21 protein-coding genes are annotated in these 23,481 nt (G+C 59.9%); all 21 read left to right on the top strand.

Features of this window, described 5'->3' with window-relative positions; translation table 11 throughout:
* The first annotated feature begins 4 nt into the window (after positions 1-4).
* Positions 5-1,276, top strand: coding sequence for a flagellar assembly peptidoglycan hydrolase FlgJ (flgJ, locus tag ACLD1Y_RS26445; protein ID WP_429480677.1), 1,272 nt, complete (start codon positions 5-7; stop codon positions 1,274-1,276).
* A gap of 10 nt (positions 1,277-1,286) precedes the next feature.
* Entirely contained in the window at positions 1,287-3,329 is a 2,043-nt protein-coding gene (flgK, locus tag ACLD1Y_RS26440) for a flagellar hook-associated protein FlgK (RefSeq protein WP_429480676.1), read from the top strand.
* A gap of 14 nt (positions 3,330-3,343) precedes the next feature.
* Positions 3,344-4,969: a flagellar hook-associated protein 3 gene (locus tag ACLD1Y_RS26435; RefSeq protein WP_429480675.1), complete on the top strand. Its 1,626-nt coding sequence runs from the start codon at positions 3,344-3,346 to the stop codon at positions 4,967-4,969.
* 279 nt (positions 4,970-5,248) lie between these two features.
* Positions 5,249-6,178, top strand: a complete 930-nt coding sequence (locus ACLD1Y_RS26430) for a ketoacyl-ACP synthase III (protein ID WP_429480674.1) — start codon at positions 5,249-5,251, stop codon at positions 6,176-6,178.
* A gap of 265 nt (positions 6,179-6,443) precedes the next feature.
* Positions 6,444-7,868: a flagellin gene (locus ACLD1Y_RS26425; protein ID WP_429480673.1), complete on the top strand. Its 1,425-nt coding sequence runs from the start codon at positions 6,444-6,446 to the stop codon at positions 7,866-7,868.
* Positions 7,869-7,942: 74 nt separating this feature from the next.
* Positions 7,943-8,293: a flagellar protein FlaG gene (locus ACLD1Y_RS26420; protein WP_429480672.1), complete on the top strand. Its 351-nt coding sequence runs from the start codon at positions 7,943-7,945 to the stop codon at positions 8,291-8,293.
* Between the two features lie 82 nt (positions 8,294-8,375).
* Positions 8,376-9,779, top strand: coding sequence for a flagellar filament capping protein FliD (gene fliD, locus ACLD1Y_RS26415; RefSeq protein ID WP_429480671.1), 1,404 nt, complete (start codon positions 8,376-8,378; stop codon positions 9,777-9,779).
* Between the two features lie 139 nt (positions 9,780-9,918).
* On the top strand, positions 9,919-10,323 hold the full coding sequence (gene fliS, locus ACLD1Y_RS26410) for a flagellar export chaperone FliS (protein ID WP_101272336.1): 405 nt from the start codon (positions 9,919-9,921) through the stop codon (positions 10,321-10,323).
* A gap of 41 nt (positions 10,324-10,364) precedes the next feature.
* A complete protein-coding gene (locus ACLD1Y_RS26405; RefSeq protein WP_429480670.1) occupies positions 10,365-10,661 on the top strand; it encodes a flagellar protein FliT in 297 nt (98 codons plus the stop codon).
* Positions 10,662-10,830: 169 nt separating this feature from the next.
* Positions 10,831-12,306 (top strand): sigma-54 dependent transcriptional regulator, encoded by a 1,476-nt coding sequence (locus ACLD1Y_RS26400; RefSeq protein WP_429480669.1) that lies wholly within the window; start codon positions 10,831-10,833, stop codon positions 12,304-12,306.
* Between the two features lie 110 nt (positions 12,307-12,416).
* The gene (locus ACLD1Y_RS26395) at positions 12,417-13,628 is read left to right on the top strand and encodes a sensor histidine kinase (RefSeq protein ID WP_429480727.1); all 1,212 of its coding nucleotides are present in this window, start codon (positions 12,417-12,419) and stop codon (positions 13,626-13,628) included.
* A gap of 6 nt (positions 13,629-13,634) precedes the next feature.
* Entirely contained in the window at positions 13,635-15,011 is a 1,377-nt protein-coding gene (locus tag ACLD1Y_RS26390; protein ID WP_429480668.1) for a sigma-54-dependent transcriptional regulator, read from the top strand.
* 132 nt (positions 15,012-15,143) lie between these two features.
* Positions 15,144-15,473, top strand: a complete 330-nt coding sequence (gene fliE / locus ACLD1Y_RS26385; protein ID WP_429480667.1) for a flagellar hook-basal body complex protein FliE — start codon at positions 15,144-15,146, stop codon at positions 15,471-15,473.
* 16 nt (positions 15,474-15,489) lie between these two features.
* Positions 15,490-17,268, top strand: a complete 1,779-nt coding sequence (gene fliF, locus ACLD1Y_RS26380) for a flagellar basal-body MS-ring/collar protein FliF (protein WP_429480666.1) — start codon at positions 15,490-15,492, stop codon at positions 17,266-17,268.
* On the top strand, positions 17,261-18,280 hold the full coding sequence (gene fliG / locus ACLD1Y_RS26375) for a flagellar motor switch protein FliG (protein ID WP_135292199.1): 1,020 nt from the start codon (positions 17,261-17,263) through the stop codon (positions 18,278-18,280). Before fliF ends, fliG begins: the two co-directional genes overlap by 8 nt.
* 10 nt (positions 18,281-18,290) lie before the next feature.
* Positions 18,291-19,055 (top strand): flagellar assembly protein FliH, encoded by a 765-nt coding sequence (gene fliH, locus ACLD1Y_RS26370; RefSeq protein WP_429480665.1) that lies wholly within the window; start codon positions 18,291-18,293, stop codon positions 19,053-19,055.
* Positions 19,045-20,403: a flagellar protein export ATPase FliI gene (gene fliI, locus ACLD1Y_RS26365; protein WP_429480664.1), complete on the top strand. Its 1,359-nt coding sequence runs from the start codon at positions 19,045-19,047 to the stop codon at positions 20,401-20,403. The genes fliH and fliI overlap by 11 nt, the downstream gene beginning before the upstream one ends.
* Positions 20,404-20,406: 3 nt before the next feature.
* Positions 20,407-20,856 carry a flagellar export protein FliJ gene (gene fliJ / locus ACLD1Y_RS26360; RefSeq protein WP_429480663.1) on the top strand — a complete coding sequence of 150 codons (450 nt, stop codon included), beginning with the start codon at positions 20,407-20,409 and terminating at the stop codon, positions 20,854-20,856.
* A gap of 69 nt (positions 20,857-20,925) precedes the next feature.
* Complete coding sequence (locus tag ACLD1Y_RS26355) at positions 20,926-21,231, top strand: STAS domain-containing protein (RefSeq protein ID WP_105694866.1); 306 nt, start codon at positions 20,926-20,928, stop codon at positions 21,229-21,231.
* Entirely contained in the window at positions 21,228-22,946 is a 1,719-nt protein-coding gene (locus tag ACLD1Y_RS26350; RefSeq protein WP_429480662.1) for an ATP-binding SpoIIE family protein phosphatase, read from the top strand. The genes ACLD1Y_RS26355 and ACLD1Y_RS26350 overlap by 4 nt, the downstream gene beginning before the upstream one ends.
* 30 nt (positions 22,947-22,976) lie before the next feature.
* Positions 22,977-23,321, top strand: coding sequence for an Hpt domain-containing protein (locus ACLD1Y_RS26345; RefSeq protein ID WP_429480661.1), 345 nt, complete (start codon positions 22,977-22,979; stop codon positions 23,319-23,321).
* Positions 23,322-23,481: the final 160 nt, after the last annotated feature.

Here is a 23,481-nt window from a genome sequence, read left to right as displayed (position 1 = left end):
GGCCATGGCCATGGATATGCGCAAGAGCGGGATCAGCAGCACGGCGGACTCGGGGTCTTACTCCGACTTGAACCGGCTTAACCAGCTCAAGGTTGGCGACGACAAGAACAGCGAAGGCAACATGCGCAAGGTGGCGCAGGAGTTCGAGTCGCTGTTCTTGAGCGAGATGCTCAAGTCCATGCGTTCGGCTACCGAGGCGTTGGGTAAAGACAACCCGATGAACACGCCGGCGGCCAAGCAGTACCAGGAAATGTACGACCAGCAACTGGCGGTCTCGATGTCCCGCGAGGGCGGTGGTATCGGCCTGGCCGACGTGCTGATGCGCCAGATGCAAAAGAACAAACCGGTGGAGGCCCAGGCGGCCACCTTGCAGGGCCCGGCTGCGGCCGAGGCTGAGAAGAAAGTCGCCGTGCCGACGGAAATCGCCGCCGGCACCCAGGCCGAAGGGCCGCTGGGCCGCTCTAACGGGCAGCGTCCGTTGTGGGCTTATCGCGTGGCTGAACCTCAAGCGGGTGCTGCAGCGTCCCACGCCAACGATATGGAGCTGATGAACCAGCGCCGTATTTCGTTGCCGAGCAAACTCACCGACCGCCTGTTGGCCGGCATCGTGCCGAGCACCGATGCCACCACCGTGGCCAAGAGCGCGCCGCTGCGTAACAGCGCCGCCGATGACAACGTGGTCAACAGCACCGCGCGCAGTGTTGCCGTACGCAATGACCGCATGCAGATCTATGCCCGCGCCGTGGCCCAGCCACCGTTGGCGCCGGCGAAGAAAGCGTTCAGCTCGCAAGATGAATTTGTCGCCACCATGCTGCCGATGGCCAAGGCCGCCGCCGCACGCATTGGCGTTGATCCCAAGTACCTGGTGGCCCAGGCCGCGTTGGAAACCGGCTGGGGTAAATCGGTGATGCGTGCCGAAGACGGCAGCAGCAGCCATAACCTGTTCGGCATCAAGGCCGGCCAGAGTTGGCAGGGCGGCCAGGCGCGGGCGATCACCAGCGAGTTTCGTGATGGGGCGATGGTCAAGGAGACGGCGCAGTTCCGCTCCTACGACTCCTACCAGGACAGCTTCCACGACCTGGTGACGTTGCTGCAAAGCAATGATCGCTATAAAGAAGTTGTGAAGTCGGCCGACAACCCGGAACAGTTTGTACGCGAGTTGCAGAAAGCCGGTTACGCAACCGACCCGGACTACGCCAGCAAGATTTCGCAGATCGCAAAAACGATGAACAGTTACCAGAATTACGCTGCCGCTGGCGCAACCACACATTTATAAGGTCTGAACCATGAGTTTGCTCAGTATCGGGATGTCAGGGCTCAATGCCGCTCAAGGCTCGTTGTCGGTCTTGAGTAACAACATTGCCAACGCCAATACCGCGGGCTATTCGCGCCAGCAGACCACCCAGAGCGCCAACGCGGTCAACCAATACGGTGGCGTGTTCATCGGCAGCGGTACCACCCTGGCTGACGTGCGCCGGGTGTACAACGAATACTTGGACACGGCCTACCAGAACAGCACTTCGCTCAACAGCGATGCAGCGGCGTATCTGGATCAGGTGAGTGCGGTGGACAAGACGTTGTCGGATAAGACCACGGGGATGTCTTCGGTGCTTAGCGCGTTTTTTGCCGCTGTACAGACGTCTTCGGCCGACCCGAGTAACACCTCGTCGCGCCAGATTCTGCTGACCAGCGCCCAGACCCTAAGCAACCGCTTCAATACGATTTCGTCCCAACTGAGCCAGCAAAAAGAAACCATCAACGGCCAGTTGAGCTCCATGAGTGACCAAGTCAACCAGATAACCTCGTCGATTGCGTCCCTCAACAAACAGATCAATCAGGTGCAGGGTTCGTCGAACACCACCCCGGCCAACTTGCTGGATGCCCGTGCCGAAGCCGTGCGCTCGCTTAACGAGCTGATCGGCGTGACCGCCACCGAGAAGAACGGTGTGTTCAGCGTCAGCACCGGTACCGGCCAATCGTTGGTGCTGGGTGACCAGTCCAACCCGATTTCCGCAGTACCCAGTGGCAGCGACCCGACCCAATACACCATCCAGCTGAACATGCCCGGCAACACCAAGGTCGACCTGGGCAATGTGGTCAGTGGCGGCAGCATCGGTGGTTTGTTGCGTTATCGCAGCGATGTGTTGAACCCGGCGATCAACGACCTGGGCCGCATTGCCATTGCTACCGCTGACACGATCAACAGCCAGTTGGGCCAGGGTATCGACCTGAATGGCGAGTTCGGTGCGTCGATGTTCAAGGACATCAACAACGCGGCGTCCGTTGCCCTGCGTAGCCAGGCTGCTCAAGGCAACCAGGGCGATGGCAGCCTGAACGTGACGATCACTGATACCAGCCAGCTGACCAATTACGACTACAAGGTCACCTTCACCGCTGCGGACAAGTACTCCGTGGTGCGTTCCGATGGCAAGGCCATGGGCAACTACACGCTGGACCCGACCCAGCCCGCTCCGGTCATTGACGGCTTTGCCTTGACCCTCAAGGGCGGCACGATGCAGTCCGGTGACAGCTTCAAAGTCAGCCCGACCGCCAGTGGCGCGAAGGATATCGGTGTCGTGCTCACTGACCCGAGCAAGATCGCGTTTGCCGGTCCATTGCAGGGTGAGGCGAGCAAGACTAACCAAGGGACTGGCACGTTCACACCGCCGACCCTGACCGTACCCCTGGATATCGCTGGCGGCGCCGACACTGCGCAACTGCGCACCGGGATTGAATACTCGATGCCAGTGAAGATGGTGTTTGGCAAGCCGGCAGCCGACGGCACCCAAACTTACACGCTCAATAACGCCAAGGGTGATCCCATTGGCACCGGGACCATCGTTCCGGGGCAGGACAACAAAATCACCATCAATGTGCCGATGCGCGGCGCTGACGGTGAGTTGCTCAACCCAGCCAAGAATTTCAGCTTCGATACCACCGTCGCAGGCTCGCCGGCCGATGGTGACAGCACCTCGTTTTCGTTCAATGCCAGTGGCGTGTCCGACAACCGCAACGCCCAACAACTGCTGAACCTGCAGACCAAGGCGACCATCGGTGTAGCAGCTGATGGCACGGGCGGCACCAGCCTGGTCGGCGCCAACAGCAAGTTGGTGTCCACCGTTGGTGCCAAGGCCGCTGCGGCTACCACCGATACGTCGGCCACCAGCGCGTTGCTGACGGCGAACAAGAATGCACGCAACTCGGTCTCCCAGGTCAACCTGGACGAAGAGGCGGGCGACATGATCAAGTTTCAGCAGTACTACACCGCGTCGTCGCAGATCATCAAGGCTGCGCAAGAAACCTTCAGTACGCTGATCAATAGTCTTTAAGGGAGCCTGGGACGATGCGCATTTCTACTCAGCAGTTTTATGAAACCAGTGCCAACAAGTATCAGAACAACTATTCCGGCGTGGTGAAGGCCCAGGAACAGGCCAGTTCCGGCGTGCGTGTGCAGACCGCCGCCGATGATCCTGTGGCCGCGCAGCGCCTGCTGATGTTGCAGCAGCAGAAGGATATGTTGGCGCAGTCGGATGGCAATATCACCACGTTGAAAAGTTCGCTGACTAACGAGCAGAGCATTCTGGATGCACTCGATCAGGCGATGCAGGCCGGTAAGCAGTTGGCTCTGGCGGCTGGTGGTGTGACAAGTGATGCTGATCGCAAGTCCATCGCGGTCTCGGTCGCGGCCCTGGAAGATCAGGTGTTGGGCTTGCTTAACAGCAAGGACGCGGCGGGCAACTATCTGTTCTCCGGCTCCAAGACCCAAACGCCACCGTATTCGCGCAACAGTGACGGCACCTACAGCTATCAGGGTGACGAAAACGAGCTGAGCCTGCGGGTTTCCGAAAACCTGACGGTTCGCACCGGCGATACCGGCAAAACCATCCTGGAAGGCGCGGCCAACAGCAGCCGTACCCAGTCCACCTACATTGCGCCGGGCACGGCTCCTACGCCGCCTGCCATTTCTCCGCCGCTGGTGGATGACAAGAAGGTCGCGATCTCGGCAGGTCTGGTGACTTCGGGCATCGACTACACCAAGCAGTTCGCGGATGGCCAGCCGTACAAGCTCACGTTCACCAGCAGCACCCAGTACAAGGTGGCGGACAAAGACGGCAACGACATTACCTCGGAAATTGCCGGTAACGGGACGTTCGATTCCACTAAGGAGGGCGGTTCCAGCGTGAATCTGCGTGGGGTCAAGTTCGATATTACGGTCGACCTTACCGATACCTCCACCGGGCCGAAAGCGGATGCGTTGGTCCAGGGGCGTGAGTTCAGCTTGGCTGCCAAGCCGGATTCGTTCAGCGTTTCGCGCACCGCGAGCAACCAGTCGGCGGCGCAACTGACCAATGCGCAGGTCAGCAGCTCGGCTGACTATGCCAGCACCTTTCCCAACAGCGGTGTGCTGATCAAGTTCAGCGATACCGATGCGTCGGCTTACCAGGTGTTTGCCCAGCCTTATACCGCCAACAGCAAGGCCATCGGTTCGGGCGTTGTCGATAACACCACGACACCGAATAAAATCACCGCAGCGGGCGTCACTTTTGAGCTGAGCGGCACACCGGGCATGGGGGACCAGTTTTCGGTCGGTGCCAGCACCCAGAAAACCCAGAATGCCCTCGATACGTTGAGCCAGTTGCGTCAAGCCCTGGAGCAGCCAGCGGACGGTATTCCGGGGGCGCGGGTCAAGCTTCAGGATGCGCTGAACGCAGCGGTCAGCAATTTGGGCAACTCGACGACCCAGTTGGGTAATGTGATCGGCTCGATCGGCGCGCGCGAGAATGCGCTGGATGTGCAAGTCGACGCCAACGCCAGCATCACCCTGGCCAACAAAACCACCATGAGCGCCCTGGCCAACATCGACATGGGCGAGGCCGCCATCAACCTCACCTTGCAGCAAACCATGCTTGAAGCCTCCCAGCTGGCCTTTGTGAAAGTCTCCCAGTTGAGCCTGTTCAACAAGATGTAATCCGGCGTCACCCCCAACGGCCCAGCCTGGAAACAGCCTGGGCCGTTGTCGTTTCCAGGGCTTAATTGTTTGAAGGTTTTGCATAAACCACACACAATTAGGTGACCTGCGGGTCATAAAGCGCATCTTCACTGTATCGTGTGAAAAGGATAAGTCGTCGCAGGGCCTTTACAGGGCGGCTTTCAGCGAAGTTTTTGCGGGGTTATCCCCATGTATTGTCAGCACTCGGCGAACCGGTTCGCGGGGTGATCTCCAGCTATTTAGTATTGGGAAGCCACAATGATTGGCATAAAAAGCATCGCCAGTTACGTGCCGGCCGACGGGATCGATAACTACGCCCAGGGTGCCAAATTCGCCAAGGATGAAGAATTCATCATTGGCAAGATCGGTTCGGCGTTCCTGCCGCGCAAGGAAGCCGCGCAGGAAACCTCCGATCTGTGTGTCGAGGCGGTCAACGCTTTGTTTGCCAACAACCCGGATTTGAAACGCGAGTCCATCGACGCGCTGATCGTCGTCACCCAGAACGGTGACGAAGAGGGTTTGCCCCACACTGCCGCCATCGTCCAGGACAAACTGGGTCTGCCGACCCACGTTGCCGCGTTCGATATCTCCCTGGGGTGCTCCGGCTACGTCTACGGCATCTACGCGATGAAGGGCTTCATGGAAGCCGCCGGCCTGAAAAACGGCCTGCTGATCACCGCCGACCCGTATTCCAAGATCGTCGACCCGGAAGACCGCAACACCACCATGCTGTTCGGCGACGCTGCCACGGCCACCTGGATGGGCGAAGACGCCTCTTGGCAGTTGGGCAAGTCCAAGTTCGGCACCGACGGTTCCGGCGCGCCGCACCTGAAGGTCAGCGACGGCGTGTTCTTCATGAACGGTCGCCAGGTGTTCAACTTCGCGCTGCTCAAAGTGCCCGCGCATTTGCACGAGCTGCTCAACGAGTCCGACCTCAAGGCCGACGAGATCGATGCGTTCTGCATTCACCAGGGCAGTGCGGCGATTGTCGACGCCGTGGCGCGTCGCTTTGAAGATGCACCGGTGGACAAGTTCATCAAGGACATGGTCGAGACCGGCAACACCGTGTCATCGAGCATTCCATTGTTGCTGGAAAAGCACGTGATGGATGCCAGTTGGAAGCGCGTGGCCATCAGCGGTTTTGGTGTGGGCCTGTCGTGGGGCTCGGCGATTCTCTATCGCCCGTGATGCTTTAATAGGCGGCATAACAAAACGCCGATGATCGAGAGATCATCGGCGTTTTTTATTTGGCGCCAGAAAAGCCAATGAAACCGGGGTTTTGGCCTGCGCTAAACCCTTGAATTAAAAGGGGTGGCCCGGCGCCAGTAAAAAAATCAAAAAAAAACCTCAAGCAACTGCCCACCACGACGATAACTATTACGTAGGTTCTCAGGCCACACCCGGCGGTTGCCAGGGCCGGAAGCCGCAGTATCCATCCAACGAGGATTTCGTCATGGCTTTAACAGTAAACACCAACATTGCTTCGATCACTACTCAGGGCAACCTGAACAAAGCTGGCGGCGCCCTGGCCACTTCCATGCAGCGCCTGTCTTCCGGCCTGCGTATCAACAGCGCTAAAGACGACGCTGCCGGCCTGCAGATCGCTAACCGCCTGACCAGCCAAATCAACGGCCTGGGCCAAGCAGTAAAAAACGTGAACGACGGTATCTCCATCGCTCAGACCGCTGAAGGCGCGATGCAGGCTTCGACCGACATCCTGCAGAAAATGCGTACCCTGGCTCTGTCTTCCGCTACTGGTTCCCTCAGCGCTGACGACCGTAAGTCGAACAACGACGAATACCAGGCTCTGACTTCGGAACTGACCCGTATCTCCACTACCACTACTTTCGGTGGCCAAAAGCTGCTGGACGGTTCGTACGGTACCAAAGCTATCCAGGTTGGCGCCAACGCTAACGAAACCATCAACCTGAGCCTGGAAAACGTTTCGGCTAACAACATCGGCTCCCAGCAGCTGAAAAGCGTTGCCATCGCTCCAGGCACCGGTACCGTAGCTGGCGACATCGTTGTCACCGGTAACGGCCAGACCGGTACCTACACAGCTGTTGCCGGCGACTCGGCTAAAACCATCGCCAGCAACCTGAACGGCATCATCGGTGGCCTGACTGCTACTGCCAGCACCGAAGCCAAGTTCACCGTTGACGAGACTGCAGCCACAACCGCTCCTGCTTCGTTCACTCTGACTGTTGGCGGCGCCAGCGTTGACTTCAAAGGTGTAACCAGCCAAGCCGGCCTGGCCGACCAACTGAAGTCCAACGCCGCTAAACTGGGTATCAGCGTTAGCTACGACGAAAGCAAAAAGACCCTGGAAGTGAAGTCCGACACCGGTGAAAACATCGTGGTCAGCGGTTCCACCGCTCCTGGTTCGGTCAGCGTTGCTGCTAAAGACGGTGCTGGTGCTTACGGTACCGCCGTTCCTTTGGCTGATGATCTGATCGTTACCGGTCAAGTGTCCCTGGACTCCGCCAAGGGCTACTCCCTGGCTGGCGCTGGTGTTGCTGGTCTGTTCGCTGCCGGTACTGCCACCGAAGCTGCTTCCACCAAAACCACCGTTGCTCAAACCGACGTGACCGATGCTACCAAGGCCCAAAACGCCCTGGCTGTAATCGACAAAGCCATCGGCACCATCGACGGCGTTCGTTCGGGCCTGGGTGCTACCCAGAACCGTCTGACTACCACTGCAGACAACCTGCAGAACATTCAGAAGAACTCCACCGCTGCACGTTCCACCGTTCAGGACGTCGACTTCGCTTCCGAAACCGCCGAGCTGACCAAGCAACAAACCCTGCAATCGGCTTCCACCGCGATCCTGTCGCAGGCTAACCAGCTGCCATCCGCTGTACTGAAACTGCTTCAGTAATTCCAGCGCTCGGTAACTAACGGAAGGGCGCGTCTACGTGCCCTTCCGTTTTTTCGGTTTAGAGGAGATTGGACATGGACATGAGTGTAAAGCTGAACCAGTCTTATCCGCCGGTTGCACCCCAAGGTGCACCTGCTCCGGTTGTCGCCGACAGAAGCATCAGCAAAGTCCAGGAAATACCCGCCACAGGCCAGCAGCCTGAACGTGCCGACCTGGAAAAAGCGGTAACCGATATTCGAGAATTCGTTCAGTCTGCCCAGCGCAGCCTGGATTTTTCCATTGATGATTCCACCCATCGTGTGGTGGTCAAAGTCATCAATACCGACAATGGTGAAGTGATTCGCCAGATTCCGTCGGAAACGGCATTGAAACTGGCGCAAAGCCTGTCCAGCGCGAGCAGCTTGTTGTTTGACGACAAGGCTTAAACTGGCATGAAACTTGTTGCTGTCATGACTTGAGGCGTAACCAAGTCAAGATAACGGCAGCCACCGAACAGGAGATACGAAGATGGCGGGTTCAACGGTAAGTGGTATCGGTTCGAACATCGATACGCAAGCGATCGTGAAGTCCTTGGTGGACGCCGAAAAGGTGCCCAAGCAGACGCAGATCAATACCGCGTCCCAGAAGGCGACTACCACGCTGTCTTCGATCGGCAAGATTCAGGCGGCACTGGATGCGTTTCGTGGTGCGTTGGATACCATGTCGACGGGCAACAGTTTCACCGGCTTGACCGGCTCATCCTCGGATGAAAAGGTCGCTACCATGACGGCGAGCAATACGGCCTCCAACGGTAGTTTTCGCCTGATCGTGAGCCAGTTGGCCCAGGCATCCAAGCTGTCCAGTACTACGTTCTCGGCAGGTGCCAGTGCAGTCGTGAACGCCACTGATAAGCCAACGACGCTAACCATTACTCAGTCGAAGAAGGACTTCGACCTCAGCGTGCCGCCAGGCGCCACGCTGCAACAGGTGCGTGATTCGATCAACACCCAGTTCGGTACATCGGGCTTGAGTGCCAACATCCAGACCGACGCCAATGGTTCGCGGCTTATCCTGACCTCGACCACCATGGGTACCGGATCGGACCTGACGTTGTCGGGTAATTCGGGATTGGATGTCGGTTCCACCGTGGTCGATGAGCCGAAGGATGCGCTGTACAGCATCGATGGTGTCAGTTCGGTTTCCAAGACCAACAACATCGAAGGTGCCCTCAGTGGCGTGAACATCAAGTTGGTGTCGGTATCGGCGCTCAAGACTGCTGGCGATACTGCTGAAAATCCAGAGCGAAGTGCCACGCTGATTACGGTCAGCACTAACAATACGGCCCTCAAATCCGGCGTCAAAGGCTTTATCGACACCTACAACGCCTTGATCACTGCGATGAACGCCGAGACGAAGGTCACCACCAACCTGGATGGCAGCGTCACGCCTGCCGCCCTGACAGGTGATTCGACCATGCGCTCGCTGCAGGCCTCCATCCGTAACGAGTTCAACGCACTATCGGGTACAGGGGCGTTCAAGTCCCTGGCTCAGTTTGGTGTCAGCACCAGCTCCAGCACCGGCTTGTTGACAATGGATGACAAGAAGTGGGATGCGGCGGTCAAGACCAATGCAGCCGACATTAACAGCATGTTCAGCGGTAATAACGGCATGCTGGCGCGCATGAAGAGCGCGACCGACTCCTACGCCAAGGCGAGTACCGGCATCCTGGCGACACGCTCCACGTCTTTGAGCGACACCCTTAAGGACCTGAGCAACCAGCAGGACACGCTCAATGAACGCATGGACCTGCTGACCAGTAGCCTCTCCGCCAAATACAACGCCATGGACACCCTGGTCGCCCAATTGCGTCAGCAAAGCACTAGTGTCATGACCACGCTCAATGCGCTGAACAACGTCAAGACCAATAGTTGATCCCGCGTCATGGAAAAGGCCAGGCAACCTGCCTGGCCTTTTTTTATCGCAGGACAACTGGCGCTAAAGCTTTTTGCGAGCCAGTCGACATATTGGTTACTCAAACACTTTCCGCTGTCGCCCGTCACGAGGTAGAAACATGAATCCCATGCGAGCCCTTCGCCAATACCAGAAGGTTAATTCCCATGCTCAGATCTCTGAAGCCAGCCCTCATCGTCTGGTGCAGATGCTGATGGAAGGCGGGCTTGACCGTATGGCCCAAGCCAAAGGCGCGTTGGCCCGTGGTGACATCGCGGCCAAGGGCCTGATGCTGGGCAAGGCGATCGATATCGTGATCGGCCTGCGTGACGGCCTCGATGCGGAAAAAAGTGATAACCCGGCTTACGTCCAGCAGTTGGAAAGTCTGTATGCGTACATGACCAACCGTCTGATGGAAGCGAACCTGCATAACGATGCCGACATGATCGACGAAGTCGCCCGTTTGCTGATTACCGTAAAAGAAGGCTGGGATGCCATCGCCGCGCCACAGGCTGTTACCGAGTAAGGCGCAGTAGAGAAGGGCCTGAGGGCCTTGAGGAATACGTCATGAGCCAAGCATTGCAACGCATTGATGAAACCCGTGAAGCGCTGATGGGCGCGTTGGCGGACCGAAACTGGGACGCCATTGGCGAGCTGGATATAGGCTGCCGCGACGTGATCGAGCAGGTGCTCAATGAGCCACCGGTGGACGAGGATGCGCTGCGTGAGAAGCTTGAGAAGCTCTTGGCGGTATACCAACAGTTGCTTGAGGTGACGACTGGCGAACGCCAGGCGATTTTCGAAGAGATGTCGCAGATCAACCGAGCGAAAAATGCGTCAAAGGTTTACCATCTGTTCGGCTGAACTGGCTCAGTTAATCCGAACGCGCGTCATAAATTTGACTGCGCGCGATTTTTTGACTTAACTAGTGCTGTTTTCAGAATTCAGACGGTTGTAATGCAGAAAATGCCTACAGCCATCTAGATTGCCCCGACTCGAGGGCATTTGAGTTAACTAGGGAAGTTGCTATTGCATGTGGCGTGAAACCAAAATTCTGCTGATTGATGACGATAGCGTCCGCCGCCGCGACCTGGCGGTGATTTTGAATTTTCTTGGCGAAGAAAATTTACCCTGTGGTAGCCATGACTGGCAGCAGGCAGTCAGCTCATTGTCGTCGAGCCGTGAAATCATTTGTGTGCTGATCGGGACGGTAAACGCTCCAGGCGCTGTTTTGGGCTTGTTAAAGACACTGTCTACCTGGGATGAGTTCCTTCCGGTTTTGCTAATGGGCGATATTTCTTCTGTCGACCTGCCGGAAGACCAGCGCCGCCGTGTCCTTTCCACCCTGGAAATGCCGCCCAGCTACAGCAAATTGCTTGATTCCCTGCACCGTGCCCAGGTCTATCGCGAGATGTACGACCAGGCCCGTGAGCGCGGTCGCCACCGCGAACCCAACCTGTTCCGCAGCCTGGTCGGCACCAGCCGTGCCATCCAGCACGTGCGCCAGATGATGCAGCAAGTGGCCGATACCGACGCCAGCGTGCTGATCCTCGGCGAGTCCGGCACCGGCAAGGAAGTGGTCGCGCGCAACCTGCATTACCATTCCAAGCGTCGCGACGGGCCTTTCGTGCCGGTCAACTGCGGGGCGATCCCGGCAGAGTTGCTTGAGAGCGAACTGTTCGGCCATGAGAAGGGCGCCTTCACCGGGGCGATCACCAGCCGTGCCGGGCGTTTCGAACTGGCCAATGGCGGCACCCTGTTCCTCGACGAAATCGGCGATATGCCGCTGCCGATGCAGGTCAAGCTGTTGCGCGTGTTGCAAGAGCGCACCTTCGAGCGCGTGGGCAGCAACAAGACCCAAAGTGTTGACGTGCGCATCATCGCGGCCACCCACAAGAACCTCGAAAGCATGATCGAGGTGGGCAGCTTCCGCGAAGACCTGTACTACCGCCTCAACGTATTCCCCATCGAGATGGCCCCGCTGCGCGAGCGCGTGGAAGACATCCCGCTGCTGATGAACGAACTGATCTCGCGTATGGAGCACGAAAAGCGCGGTTCGATCCGCTTCAACTCCGCCGCGATCATGTCCCTGTGCCGTCACGGCTGGCCGGGCAACGTGCGCGAGCTGGCCAACCTGGTGGAGCGCATGGCGATCATGCACCCCTACGGCGTGATCGGCGTGGTCGAGTTGCCGAAGAAATTCCGCTACGTCGACGACGAAGACGAGCAGTTGGTAGACAGCCTGCGCAGCGACATGGAAGAGCGTGTTGCGATCAACGGCCATACCCCGGACTTTGGCTCCACCGCCATGCTGCCGCCCGAAGGCCTGGACCTGAAGGACTACCTCGGCAACCTGGAACAAGGCCTGATCCAACAGGCGCTGGACGACGCCAATGGCATCGTCGCCCGTGCCGCCGAACGCCTGCGTATCCGTCGTACCACCCTGGTGGAGAAGATGCGCAAGTACGGCATGAGCCGCAAAGAAGGTGATGAACAGGCGGATGATTGACGCCTGTTTTTTAAGCGACTGAAATCTCAGTGGTTTTTTTTAGGCACGGGTATTGCTACAGCCCTCGCAACGTTCCGTTTAACTGACGGTCAGCCAAGCGAGAGAGCATGATGCCCCACGCCGCCCAACTATCTTCGGTCCCTGATGCCCAGGGGCTTGCCCCGTCTGTCGAGCAGCTCAGCCGCCATGGCCTGGAACAGGCCTTTTCGCTGTTCAACCAGATGTCGAGCCAACTCACTGACTCCTACAGCCTGCTGGAAGCCCGGGTTTCCGAGCTCAAAGGCGAGTTGGCCGTGGTCAGCGCCCAGCGCATGCAAGAGCTGGCCGAGAAAGAGCGCTTGGCCAACCGTCTGCAAAACCTGCTGTCGCTGTTGCCCGGTGGCGTGATCGTCATCGACGACCAGGGCCGCGTACGCGAAGCCAACCCGGCGGCCTGCGACATGCTCGGCCTGCCGCTGGAAGGCGAGCTGTGGCGCCATGTCATCACCCGCTGCTTTGCCCCGCGTGAAGATGACGGCCACGAAATCTCCCTGAAAGACGGGCGCCGCCTGTCCATCGCCACCCGTTCCCTGGATGCTGAGCCCGGCCAACTGGTGCTGCTCAATGACCTGACTGAAACCCGTCACCTGCAAGACCAATTGGCGCGGCATGAGCGGTTGTCGTCGCTGGGAAGAATGGTCGCTTCTTTGGCGCATCAGATCCGTACGCCGCTGTCGGCAGCGTTGATCTACGCCAGTCATTTGACTGATGAGCAATTGCCCGCCGAAACCCAGCAGCGTTTTGCCGGGCGCCTCAAGGAGCGCCTGCATGAGTTGGAGCACCAAGTGCGCGACATGCTGGTGTTCGCCCGTGGCGAATTGCCGCTGACCGACCGCATCACTCCCTCGGCGCTGATGCAGGCCCTACAAGCGGCGGCCGCTACTCACATCCAGGAATCCCAAGTGCGCTGGCAGTGCGACAGCCACCTTGGCGAGCTGCTGTGCAACCGCGACACCCTGGTGGGCGCGTTGCTCAACCTGATCGAAAACGCCACTCAGGCCAGCGGCCCTGAGGCACGCCTCAAGGTGCACCTGTACCGCCGTGGGCAAACCCTGCGCCTGTGCATCAGCGATAGCGGCAGTGGGATTGACCCCGCCGTGTTGCAGCGCCTGGGCGAACCGTTTTTCACCACCAAGACCAACGGAACCGGCCTGGGCCTGACCGTGGTCAAGGCCGTGGCGCGTGCCCATCAGGGAGAATTGCAGCTGCGCTCCCGCGTGGGGCGTGGCACTTGTGCATTGATGACCTTGCCGCTGTTTTCAGGCGCGGCAAGCGCGGAGTAAACGAACATGGCAATCAAGGTTTTATTGGTAGAAGACGACCGCGCCCTGCGTGAAGCATTGGCCGACACGCTGTTGCTGGCGGGCCATGACTACCGGGCGGTGGGCTCTGCCGAGGATGCCTTGGAAGCCGTCGAGCAAGAGTCGTTCAGCCTGGTGGTCAGCGACGTGAACATGCCCGGTATGGACGGCCACCAGTTGCTCGGCCTGCTGCGTGCACGCCAGCCGCAGTTGCCGGTGTTGCTGATGACCGCCCATGGCGCGGTGGAGCGGGCGGTCGACGCCATGCGCCAAGGCGCGGCGGACTACCTAGTCAAACCGTTTGAGCCAAAGGCTTTGATTGAGTTGGTGGCACGGCATGCGTTGGGCGTTATTTCAGCCGGCGAAGGCGAGGGCCCGATTGCCTTCGAGCCCGCCAGCGCCCAATTGCTGGAACTGGCAGCCCGCGTGGCACGCAGCGATTCCACCGTGCTGATCTCTGGAGAGTCCGGCACCGGCAAGGAGGTGCTGGCGCGCTACATCCACCAGCAGTCCAGCCGTGCCAAGCAGCCGTTTATCGCGATCAACTGCGCGGCGATCCCCGACAACATGCTTGAAGCCACCCTGTTCGGCCATGAAAAAGGCTCGTTCACCGGCGCCATTGCGTCCCAGGCCGGCAAGTTCGAACAAGCCGATGGCGGCACCATCCTGCTCGACGAAATCTCGGAAATGCCCTTGGGCCTGCAAGCCAAGTTGCTGCGGGTGCTGCAAGAGCGTGAGGTCGAGCGGGTGGGGGCACGCAAGCCGATCCAACTGGATATTCGCGTGGTCGCCACCACCAACCGCGATTTGGCGGGCGAAGTGGCGGCGGGGCGCTTCCGTGAAGATTTGTTCTACCGCTTGTCGGTGTTTCCCCTGGCCTGGCGCCCGCTGCGCGAGCGCCCGGCAGACATCATTCCGCTGGCCGAGCGCCTGCTAAACAACCACGTCAAAAAAATGAAGCACGCCCAGGCGCGCCTGTCGGCCGAGGCCCAGGCCTGCCTGATTGGCTACCCGTGGCCAGGCAACGTGCGGGAATTGGACAACGCCATCCAGCGTGCGCTGATTTTGCAGCAGGGCGGCCTTATCCAGCCCCAGGATTTTTGCCTGGCCATGGGCAGCGGTGCTGCGCCATTACCCACCTTGGCGCCTGCGCCGGTGGTGGCCGAAGCTGAATCCGCCGGGGCCCTGGGCGATGACCTGCGCCGCCGCGAGTTCCAGATGATCATCGACACCCTGCGCGCCGAGCGCGGCCGTCGCAAAGAGGCCGCCGAGCGCCTGGGCATCAGCCCGCGCACCCTGCGCTACAAGCTGGCGCAGATGCGTGACGCTGGCATGGACGTGGAAGCGTATCTGTTTGCTACCTGATCGGTAACGAGGCCGACAAGGTTTGTCGCCTTTTCTTACGAGTTGATACAGAGCTGGCACCCTTGTTGCTACTTCCCCTAGTAATTGCGGCGTAGCGTCAAAAAAAATGCGGGTTGTCGGAGAGAGAAGGTCATGAGCCAGGGTATTGAGTTCAATCGGTTGATGTTGGATATGCGCTCCATGCAAATGGATGCCATGGCTCAACCGAAATCCGTCGCGCCAGCGCCGGAATTGGGCCAAAGCAGTTTTGCCGACATGCTCGGCCAGGCAATCAATAAAGTCAGTGACACCCAGCAAGCTTCCAATCAGTTGGCCAACGCCTTCGAGATCGGCAAAAGCGGCGTGGACCTCACCGACGTCATGGTCGCGTCACAAAAGGCCAGCGTCTCCTTCCAGGCCTTGACCCAAGTGCGTAACAAGCTGGTTCAGGCTTACCAAGACATCATGCAGATGCCGGTTTAAGGACGAGATTTAAGTCATGGCAGAAGCAGTCGTGGACAACGTACCCGCCAAGGCAGACGGCAAGCCGCCGCTGTTTGGCCTGTCGTTCCTGGAAAATCTCTCCGAAATGACCATGTTGCGTCAGGTGGGCCTGATGGTCGGCTTGGCTGCCAGCGTGGCGATTGGTTTTGCCGTGGTGTTGTGGTCGCAGCAACCCGATTACCGGCCGCTGTACGGCAGCCTGGCGGGCATGGATTCCAAGCAGATCATGGAAACCCTGGCGGCCGCCGACATCGCCTACACCGTAGAACCCAACTCCGGCGCCTTGCTGGTCAAGGCCGATGACGTGGCCCGTGCGCGCATGAAGCTTGCGGCCGCCGGTGTAACGCCGTCCGACAGCAATATCGGTTTTGAAATCCTCGACAAGGACCAAGGCCTGGGTACTTCCCAGTTCATGGAGGCCACCCGTTACCGCCGTGGCTTGGAAGGCGAGTTGGCCCGCACCATCTCCAGCCTGAACAACGTCAAGGGCGCCCGCGTGCACCTGGCCATCCCGAAAAGCTCGGTGTTTGTGCGCGATGAGCGCAAGCCAAGCGCCTCGGTACTGGTGGAGCTGTTCTCTGGCCGCTCCCTGGAGCCCGGCCAGGTGTTGGCGATCATCAACTTGGTGGCCACCAGCGTGCCCGAGTTGAGCAAGTCGCAAATCACCGTGGTCGACCAAAAGGGCAACCTGCTGTCGGACATGGCGGAAAACTCCGCGCTGACCCAGGCCGGCAAGCAGTTCGACTACAGCCGTCGCATGGAAAGCATGCTCACCCAACGTGTGCACAACATCCTGCAGCCGGTATTGGGCAACGACCGCTACAAAGCCGAAGTGTCGGCCGATGTGGACTTCAGCGCCGTTGAGTCCACCTCCGAGCAGTTCAACCCGGACCAGCCGGCCCTGCGCAGCGAGCAGTCCACCAGCGAACAACGCACCGCCGCCAATGGCCCGCCCCAAGGCGTACCGGGCGCGCTGAGCAATCAGCCGCCAGCCCCGGCGTCGGCCCCGCAAACCACCGGCGGCGCCGCAGCCTCTGCTGGCGCGATCGCACCGGGCCAGCCGCTGCTGGACGCCAACGGCCAGCAGATCATGGACCCGGCCACCGGCCAGCCAATGCTCGCCCCGTACCCGGCGGACAAGCGTAACCAGTCCACCAAGAACTTCGAACTTGACCGTTCCATCAGCCACACCAAACAGCAACAGGGCCGCGTCAATCGCCTGTCGGTGTCGGTGGTGGTGGATGACCAGGTCAAGGTCAACCCGGCTGACGGCACCATTACCCGTGCCCCGTGGGGCGCCGATGAATTGGCGCGCTTCACTCGCCTGGTGCAGGACGCCGTTGGTTTTGACGCCAGCCGTGGCGACAGCGTCAGTGTGATCAACATGCCGTTCTCTGCCGAGCGTGGCGAAGTGATCGCCGAAGCGGCGTTCTACACCCAGCCGTGGTTCTGGGACATCGTCAAGCAAGTGCTGGGTGTGTTGTTCATCCTGGTGCTGGTGTTTGGGGTGCTGCGTCCGGTGCTCAACAACATCACCGGCAACGGCAAGAAACAACTGGCCCTGGCTGGCGGCGACGTGGAATTGGGTGGCATGGGCGGCCTGGACGGCGAACTGGCCAACGACCGCGTGAGCCTCGGTGGCCCGCAAAGCATCCTGTTGCCAAGTCCGAGCGAAGGCTACGACGCTCAGCTGAACGCAATCAAGAGTCTGGTGGCAGAAGACCCGGGCCGTGTGGCCCAGGTCGTGAAAGAGTGGATCAACGCAGATGAGTGATAATCGAGCCGCTGTTTCCAAGCTCACCAAGGTCGACAAAGCGGCTGTACTGCTGCTGTCCCTGGGTGAAACCGACGCCGCCCAAGTGCTGCGCCACATGGGCCCTAAAGAGGTTCAGCGGGTAGGCGTGGCCATGGCGCAAATGCGCAATGTGCACCGTGAGCAAGTCGAACAGGTGATGAGCGAGTTCGTCGAGATCGTCGGCGACCAGACCAGCCTGGGCGTCGGCTCTGACAGCTATATCCGCAAGATGCTCACCTCGGCATTGGGCGAAGACAAGGCCAACGGCCTGATCGACCGCATCCTGCTGGGTGGCAACACCAGCGGCCTGGACAGCCTCAAGTGGATGGAGCCGCGCGCCGTGGCCGATGTGATCCGCTACGAGCACCCGCAGATCCAGGCCATCGTGGTGGCGTACCTGGACCCGGACCAGGCCGGTGAAGTGCTCGGCCACTTCGACCATAAAGTGCGCCTGGATATCATCCTACGCGTGTCGTCGCTCAACACCGTGCAGCCGGCGGCCCTGAAAGAACTCAACACGATCCTGGAGAAGCAGTTCTCCGGCAACTCCAACGCGGCGCGTACCACCTTGGGTGGCATCAAGCGTGCGGCGGATATCATGAACTTCCTCGACAGCTCGGTCGAAGGTCAGTTGATGGATTCGATCCGCGAGATCGACGACACCCTGTCCGGCCAGATCGAAGACCTGATGTTCGTGTTCAACAACCTTTCCGATGTCGACGACCGTGGCATCCAGGCGTTGCTGCGCGAAGTGTCCTCCGATGTGCTGGTACTGGCACTCAAAGGCTCCGACGAAGGCGTCAAAGAGAAGATCTTCAAGAACATGTCCAAGCGGGCCTCGGAACTGCTGCGCGACGACCTCGAAGCCAAGGGCCCGGTGCGCGTCAGCGACGTGGAAACTGCGCAGAAAGAAATCCTCACCATTGCCCGCCGTATGGCCGAAGCCGGAGAAATCGTTCTCGGTGGGAAGGGCGGCGAAGAAATGATCTAAGGCGCCTGTCATGTCGAACAAAGATGACGCGCCCAGCGACCTGATTCGCGCGCGGGATGTGGGCGGGTTCGACATCTGGTCGTTGCCCAGCTTCGACCCCTATGTGCCCGAGCCTGAACCGGAACCTGAGCCCGAACTGCCGGTGGAGTCTGAGGAAGTGCCGCTGGATGAAGTCCAGCCACTGACCCTCGAAGAGGTGGAAAGCATCCGTCAGGAGGCCTACAACGAAGGCTTCTCAGCGGGTGAAAAAGACGGTTTTCGCAGCTCCACCCTCAAGGTGCGCCAGGAAGCCGAGGCGGCCCTTGGTGCCAAGCTGGGTAGCCTGGAGCGCTTGATGCGCAGCCTCTTCAACCCGATTGCCGAGCAGGATTCGCAGCTGGAAAAAGCCATGGTCGGCCTGGTGCAGCACATCACGCGTCAAGTGATCCAGCGCGAACTGGTGCTGGACTCCAGCCATATCGAAAGCGTAATGCGCGAAGCCCTCAAGCTGCTGCCCCTGGGTGTCGGTAATGTGCGGCTGTACATCAACCCGCAGGATTTCGAACAGGTCAAAGCCCTTCGCGAGCGCCATGAAGAAACCTGGCGCATCGTCGAAGATGCCGCGCTGCAACCGGGCGGTTGCCGCGTCGAGACCGAACACAGCCGCATTGATGCCACGGTGGAAACCCGCATCAGCCAGATCATGGCCAAGCTACTGGACCAGGTGCATGAGCAAGTGCTCAACCCCGCCGAGCCTGACCTGAGCGTGGACCTGGACGCCCCCGATGCGCCTTGATCGCACCAGCTTCGCCAAGCGCCTGGGCAGCTATGCCGAGGCCACCGAGTTGCCTGGCCAGCCGATCCTCGAAGGGCGCCTGCTGCGCATGGTCGGCCTGACCCTCGAAGCCGAAGGCCTGCGCGCCGCCATGGGCAGCCGCTGCATGGTGATCAACGACGACAGCTATCACCCGGTGCAGGTCGAAGCCGAAGTGATGGGCTTTTCCGGCAGCAAGATTTTCCTGATGCCCGTGGGTAGCCTGGCGGGCATCGCCCCCGGTGCCCGCGTGGTGCCATTGGCCGACACCGGCCGCTTGCCGATGGGCATGAGCATGCTTGGCCGCGTGCTGGACGGCGCCGGGCGTGCGCTGGACGGCAAGGGTGGCATGAAGGCCGAAGACTGGGTGCCGATGGACGGCCCCACCATCAACCCCCTCAACCGTAACCCCATCAGCGTGCCGCTGGATGTGGGCATTCGCAGCATCAACGGATTATTGACGGTGGGCCGCGGCCAGCGTCTGGGCCTGTTTGCCGGTACCGGCGTGGGTAAATCGGTGTTGCTGGGCATGATGACGCGCTTTACCGAAGCCGACATTATCGTGGTGGGGTTGATTGGCGAGCGGGGCCGTGAGGTGAAGGAGTTCATCGAGCACAGCCTCGGTGAAGAAGGCCTTAAGCGGGCGGTGGTGGTGGCATCCCCAGCCGATGACGCGCCGTTGATGCGTTTGCGCGCCGCCATGTACTGCACACGTATCGCCGAATATTTTCGCGACAAGGGCAAGAACGTCCTGTTGCTGATGGATTCGCTCACGCGTTTCGCCCAGGCCCAGCGGGAAATCGCCCTGGCCATCGGCGAGCCGCCAGCGACCAAGGGCTATCCGCCGTCAGTGTTCGCCAAGCTGCCCAAACTGGTGGAACGTGCCGGTAATGCCGAAGCCGGTGGTGGTTCGATCACTGCGTTCTACACCGTGTTGTCCGAAGGCGATGACCAGCAGGACCCGATTGCCGACTCGGCGCGGGGCGTACTCGACGGCCACATCGTGCTGTCCCGGCGCCTGGCCGAAGAAGGGCACTACCCGGCCATCGATATCGAAGCGTCCATCAGCCGGGTGATGCCCTCGGTGGTCACGCCGACGCACATGGCGCGGGCGCAACAATTCAAGCAGCTGTGGTCGCGCTACCAGCAGAGCCGCGACCTGATCAGCGTGGGCGCCTATGTGGCCGGTGGTGATCGCGAGACCGACCTGGCGATTGCCCTGCAACCGCAGTTGGTGACGTACCTGCGCCAAGGCCTTAACGACAAGATCAGCATGGGCGAAAGCGAAGCGCACCTGGGTTCGATCTTCGCCCCGGCGCCGGGCGGCTAAGCCATGGCCAGCACTCGCTCTTCACGCCTGGCCCCGGTGGTCGACATGGCCGAAAAGGCCGAAAAAACCGCGGTTCAACGCCTGGGGTATTTCCAGGGCCAGGTACGCCTGGCGGAAAGCAAGTTGGGCGACCTTGAGCGCTTTCGTGGCGAATACCAGCAGCAATGGATCGAGCGCGGCACCAAGGGCGTGTCGGGGCAATGGTTGATGGGTTACCAGGGCTTTCTCAACCAGCTTGAGACGGCCGTGGACCAACAACGCCAGAGCCTGGCCTGGCACCAGACCAACCTCGACCGTGCGCGGGAAAGCTGGCAGCAGGCGTTTGCCCGGGTTGAAGGGTTGCGCAAGCTGGTGCAGCGCTACATCGACGAAGCGCGGGCGATTGAGGACAAGCGTGAGCAGAAGTTGATGGATGAGTTGTCACAGCGTCTTCCCCGCCAATCGCAATACTAATGGGGTGTTGCCCACATTCGGTTCAACTGCTAAACCTTGTGTCATTGCCAATGACAAGGAAGCAGTCGCATGTCAGTCGTTCCTGAAGTGTCCCCGGACGGGAAGAAATTGACGATCGCCATCAAGGGCCGGTTCGATTTCAGCAGCCACCAGCATTTTCGTGAAGTCTACGAACGCATCTACCCCAAGCCCGACGCGATTGTCGTGGACTTGAAGGAAGCCACCTACCTCGACAGTTCCGCCCTCGGCATGCTCTTGCTGCTGCGTGACCACGCTGGCGGCGATGATGCCGATATCCGCGTGATCAACAGCAATTCCGATGTGCGCAAGATCCTTGGCATTTCCAACTTCGACAAACTGTTCGACATCAGTTGAGCGGCCTGGCCCCCATCCTTGAGCCGCTGACTATCCTGATTGCCGAAGACAGCGCCGCCGACCTGCTGCTGCTGTCGACCATTGTGCGGCGCCAGGGGCATCAGGTACTCACCGCCTCGAACGGCGCGCAAGCGGTCGAGGTGTTTGCCCGCGAGCGGCCGCAACTGGTGCTGATGGATGCATTGATGCCGGTGATGGACGGCTTTGAGGCTGCTCGGCGCATCAAGCAGTTGGCAGGGGAGGCGTTGGTGCCGATCATCTTCCTCACCTCCCTGCGCGAGAGCGAAGCCCTGGCCCAGTGCTTGGATGCCGGCGGTGATGACTTCCTGGCCAAGCCCTACAACCCACTGATTCTGGCGGCCAAGATCAACGCCATGGACCGCCTGCGCCGCCTGCAAGCCACAGTGTTGCAGCAGCGCGACCTGATCGCCCGGCATCACGACTATCTGCTGCATGAACAGCGGGTGGCCAAGGCGGTGTTCGATAAAGTTGCCCATTCGGGCTGCATCAATGCCGCGCCGAATATCCGTTACTTGCAATCGCCCTATGCGTTGTTCAACGGCGACCTGCTGCTGGCGGCCTACACGCCGTCCGGCGATATGCACGTGCTGCTCGGCGACTTTACCGGCCACGGCCTGCCAGCGGCGGTGGGTGCCATGCCCCTGGCCGAAGTGTTCTATGGCATGACCGCCAAGGGCTACGGCCTGGCGCAGACCCTGCGGGAGATGAACGCCAAGCTCAAGCGCATCCTGCCGGTGGACATGTTCTGCTGCGCCACCTTGTTGTGCCTCAGCGCACAGCGGCGTGTGGTGGAAGTGTGGAACGGCGGCATGCCCGACGGCTATGTGCATGAAATCGCCACCGGCAAGCGCACGCCCCTGGAGTCGCGGCATTTGCCGTTGGGGGTGTTGTCGGCCGAGGCCTTTGATGACCGCACCGAAGTCTGGCCCATGGCCCTGGGCGACCGGGTGTTCTTGCTCTCCGATGGCGTACTGGATACCTCGGACAGCAAGGACCAACTGTTCGGTGCCGAGCGTTTGCAACAGGTGTTTGCTGCCAACCAAGAGCCGGACCGGCTATTTGAAGACATCGAACAGGCCCTGGCGGCGTTTCGGGGTGAAGCGCGGGATGACGTGAGCATGGTGGAAATCACCCTGCAACCAGGCCAGTCCCTGCGGGCGACCGGGCCGTTGTACGCTGACAGCGGCCAGTCGTGCCCGCTGGATTGGTCGGTAAAATTCGAATTCCGTGCCGAGACCCTCAAGGCCTACAACCCGTTGCCCTACTTGCTGCAACTGCTGTTGGAGATTCACGGCCTGCGCGAGCAGAGCGGGGCGCTCTACAGTGTGATGGCCGAACTGTATTCCAACGCCTTGGAGCATGGCGTGCTGGGCCTGGATTCACGGCTCAAGCGCGACGCCCACGGGTTTGCCGAGTATTACCGGCAGCGCAATGACCGCCTGGCACAGTTGAACAGTGGTTATATCCGCGTGCATGTGGAGGTGGTGCCCACCGAGTCCGGTGGCAGGATGACCCTTCGCATCGAAGACAGCGGCCTGGGGTTCGACGTGGAAAAAGTACTGGCGCGGCCGCTGGACATTGACCGTCTGTCAGGCCGGGGTTTGAGCCTGGTGCGTCAATTAAGCAGCGCGGTGGGCTGGTCCGACGGCGGGCGCAGTGTGTGCGTGGAGTTTTGCTGGGGGGCTCTGGCATAATCGGCCGATTCTTGATCAAGGAGCGAGCAAGTGGTTGATATTCATCTGGACCCGGACGTGCTTTCGGGTTTGCAGGAGGTCATGGAAGGCGAGTACCCCAAGTTGCTTGATACCTTTCTTGATGACTCCCAGAAGCGTGTAGAGGCTCTGCGTATGGCGCGGGGTGATGCCAAGGCGTTGGGGCGCATTGCCCATAGTTTCAAGGGCAGCAGTGGGAACTTGGGGGCGGTGCGGTTGGCGCACTTATGTCAGCTTTTGGAGGCTGAGTCTGTTGAGGCGGCTTCGGATCTTGGGGTGTTGGTGGATCAGATTGATCGGGAGTTTGCGGTGGTTCGGCCGATGTATGAGTTGGAGCGGGGGCGGTTTGGGGTTTGAGTGTGAGTACATATCCATTATTTAGGTAACGGCGGCTTATGGTTCCGCTCTTACAGCCATGCCTTTCAAGGTCTTGGTTTAAAATCCCCCAAATATTCCAGTCAGGATGACGAAAAGATGTGGGAAAAGGTTCTAGAGCGGTTTGAAAAACAAGCACCGG

Origin of the sequence: Pseudomonas sp. 18175, assembly GCF_050432925.1 — a bacterium.
Classification (GTDB): Bacteria; Pseudomonadota; Gammaproteobacteria; order Pseudomonadales; family Pseudomonadaceae; genus Aquipseudomonas.
Note: the sequence above shows the minus strand (reverse complement) of the source record. Positions and strands in the feature narration are given on the sequence as shown.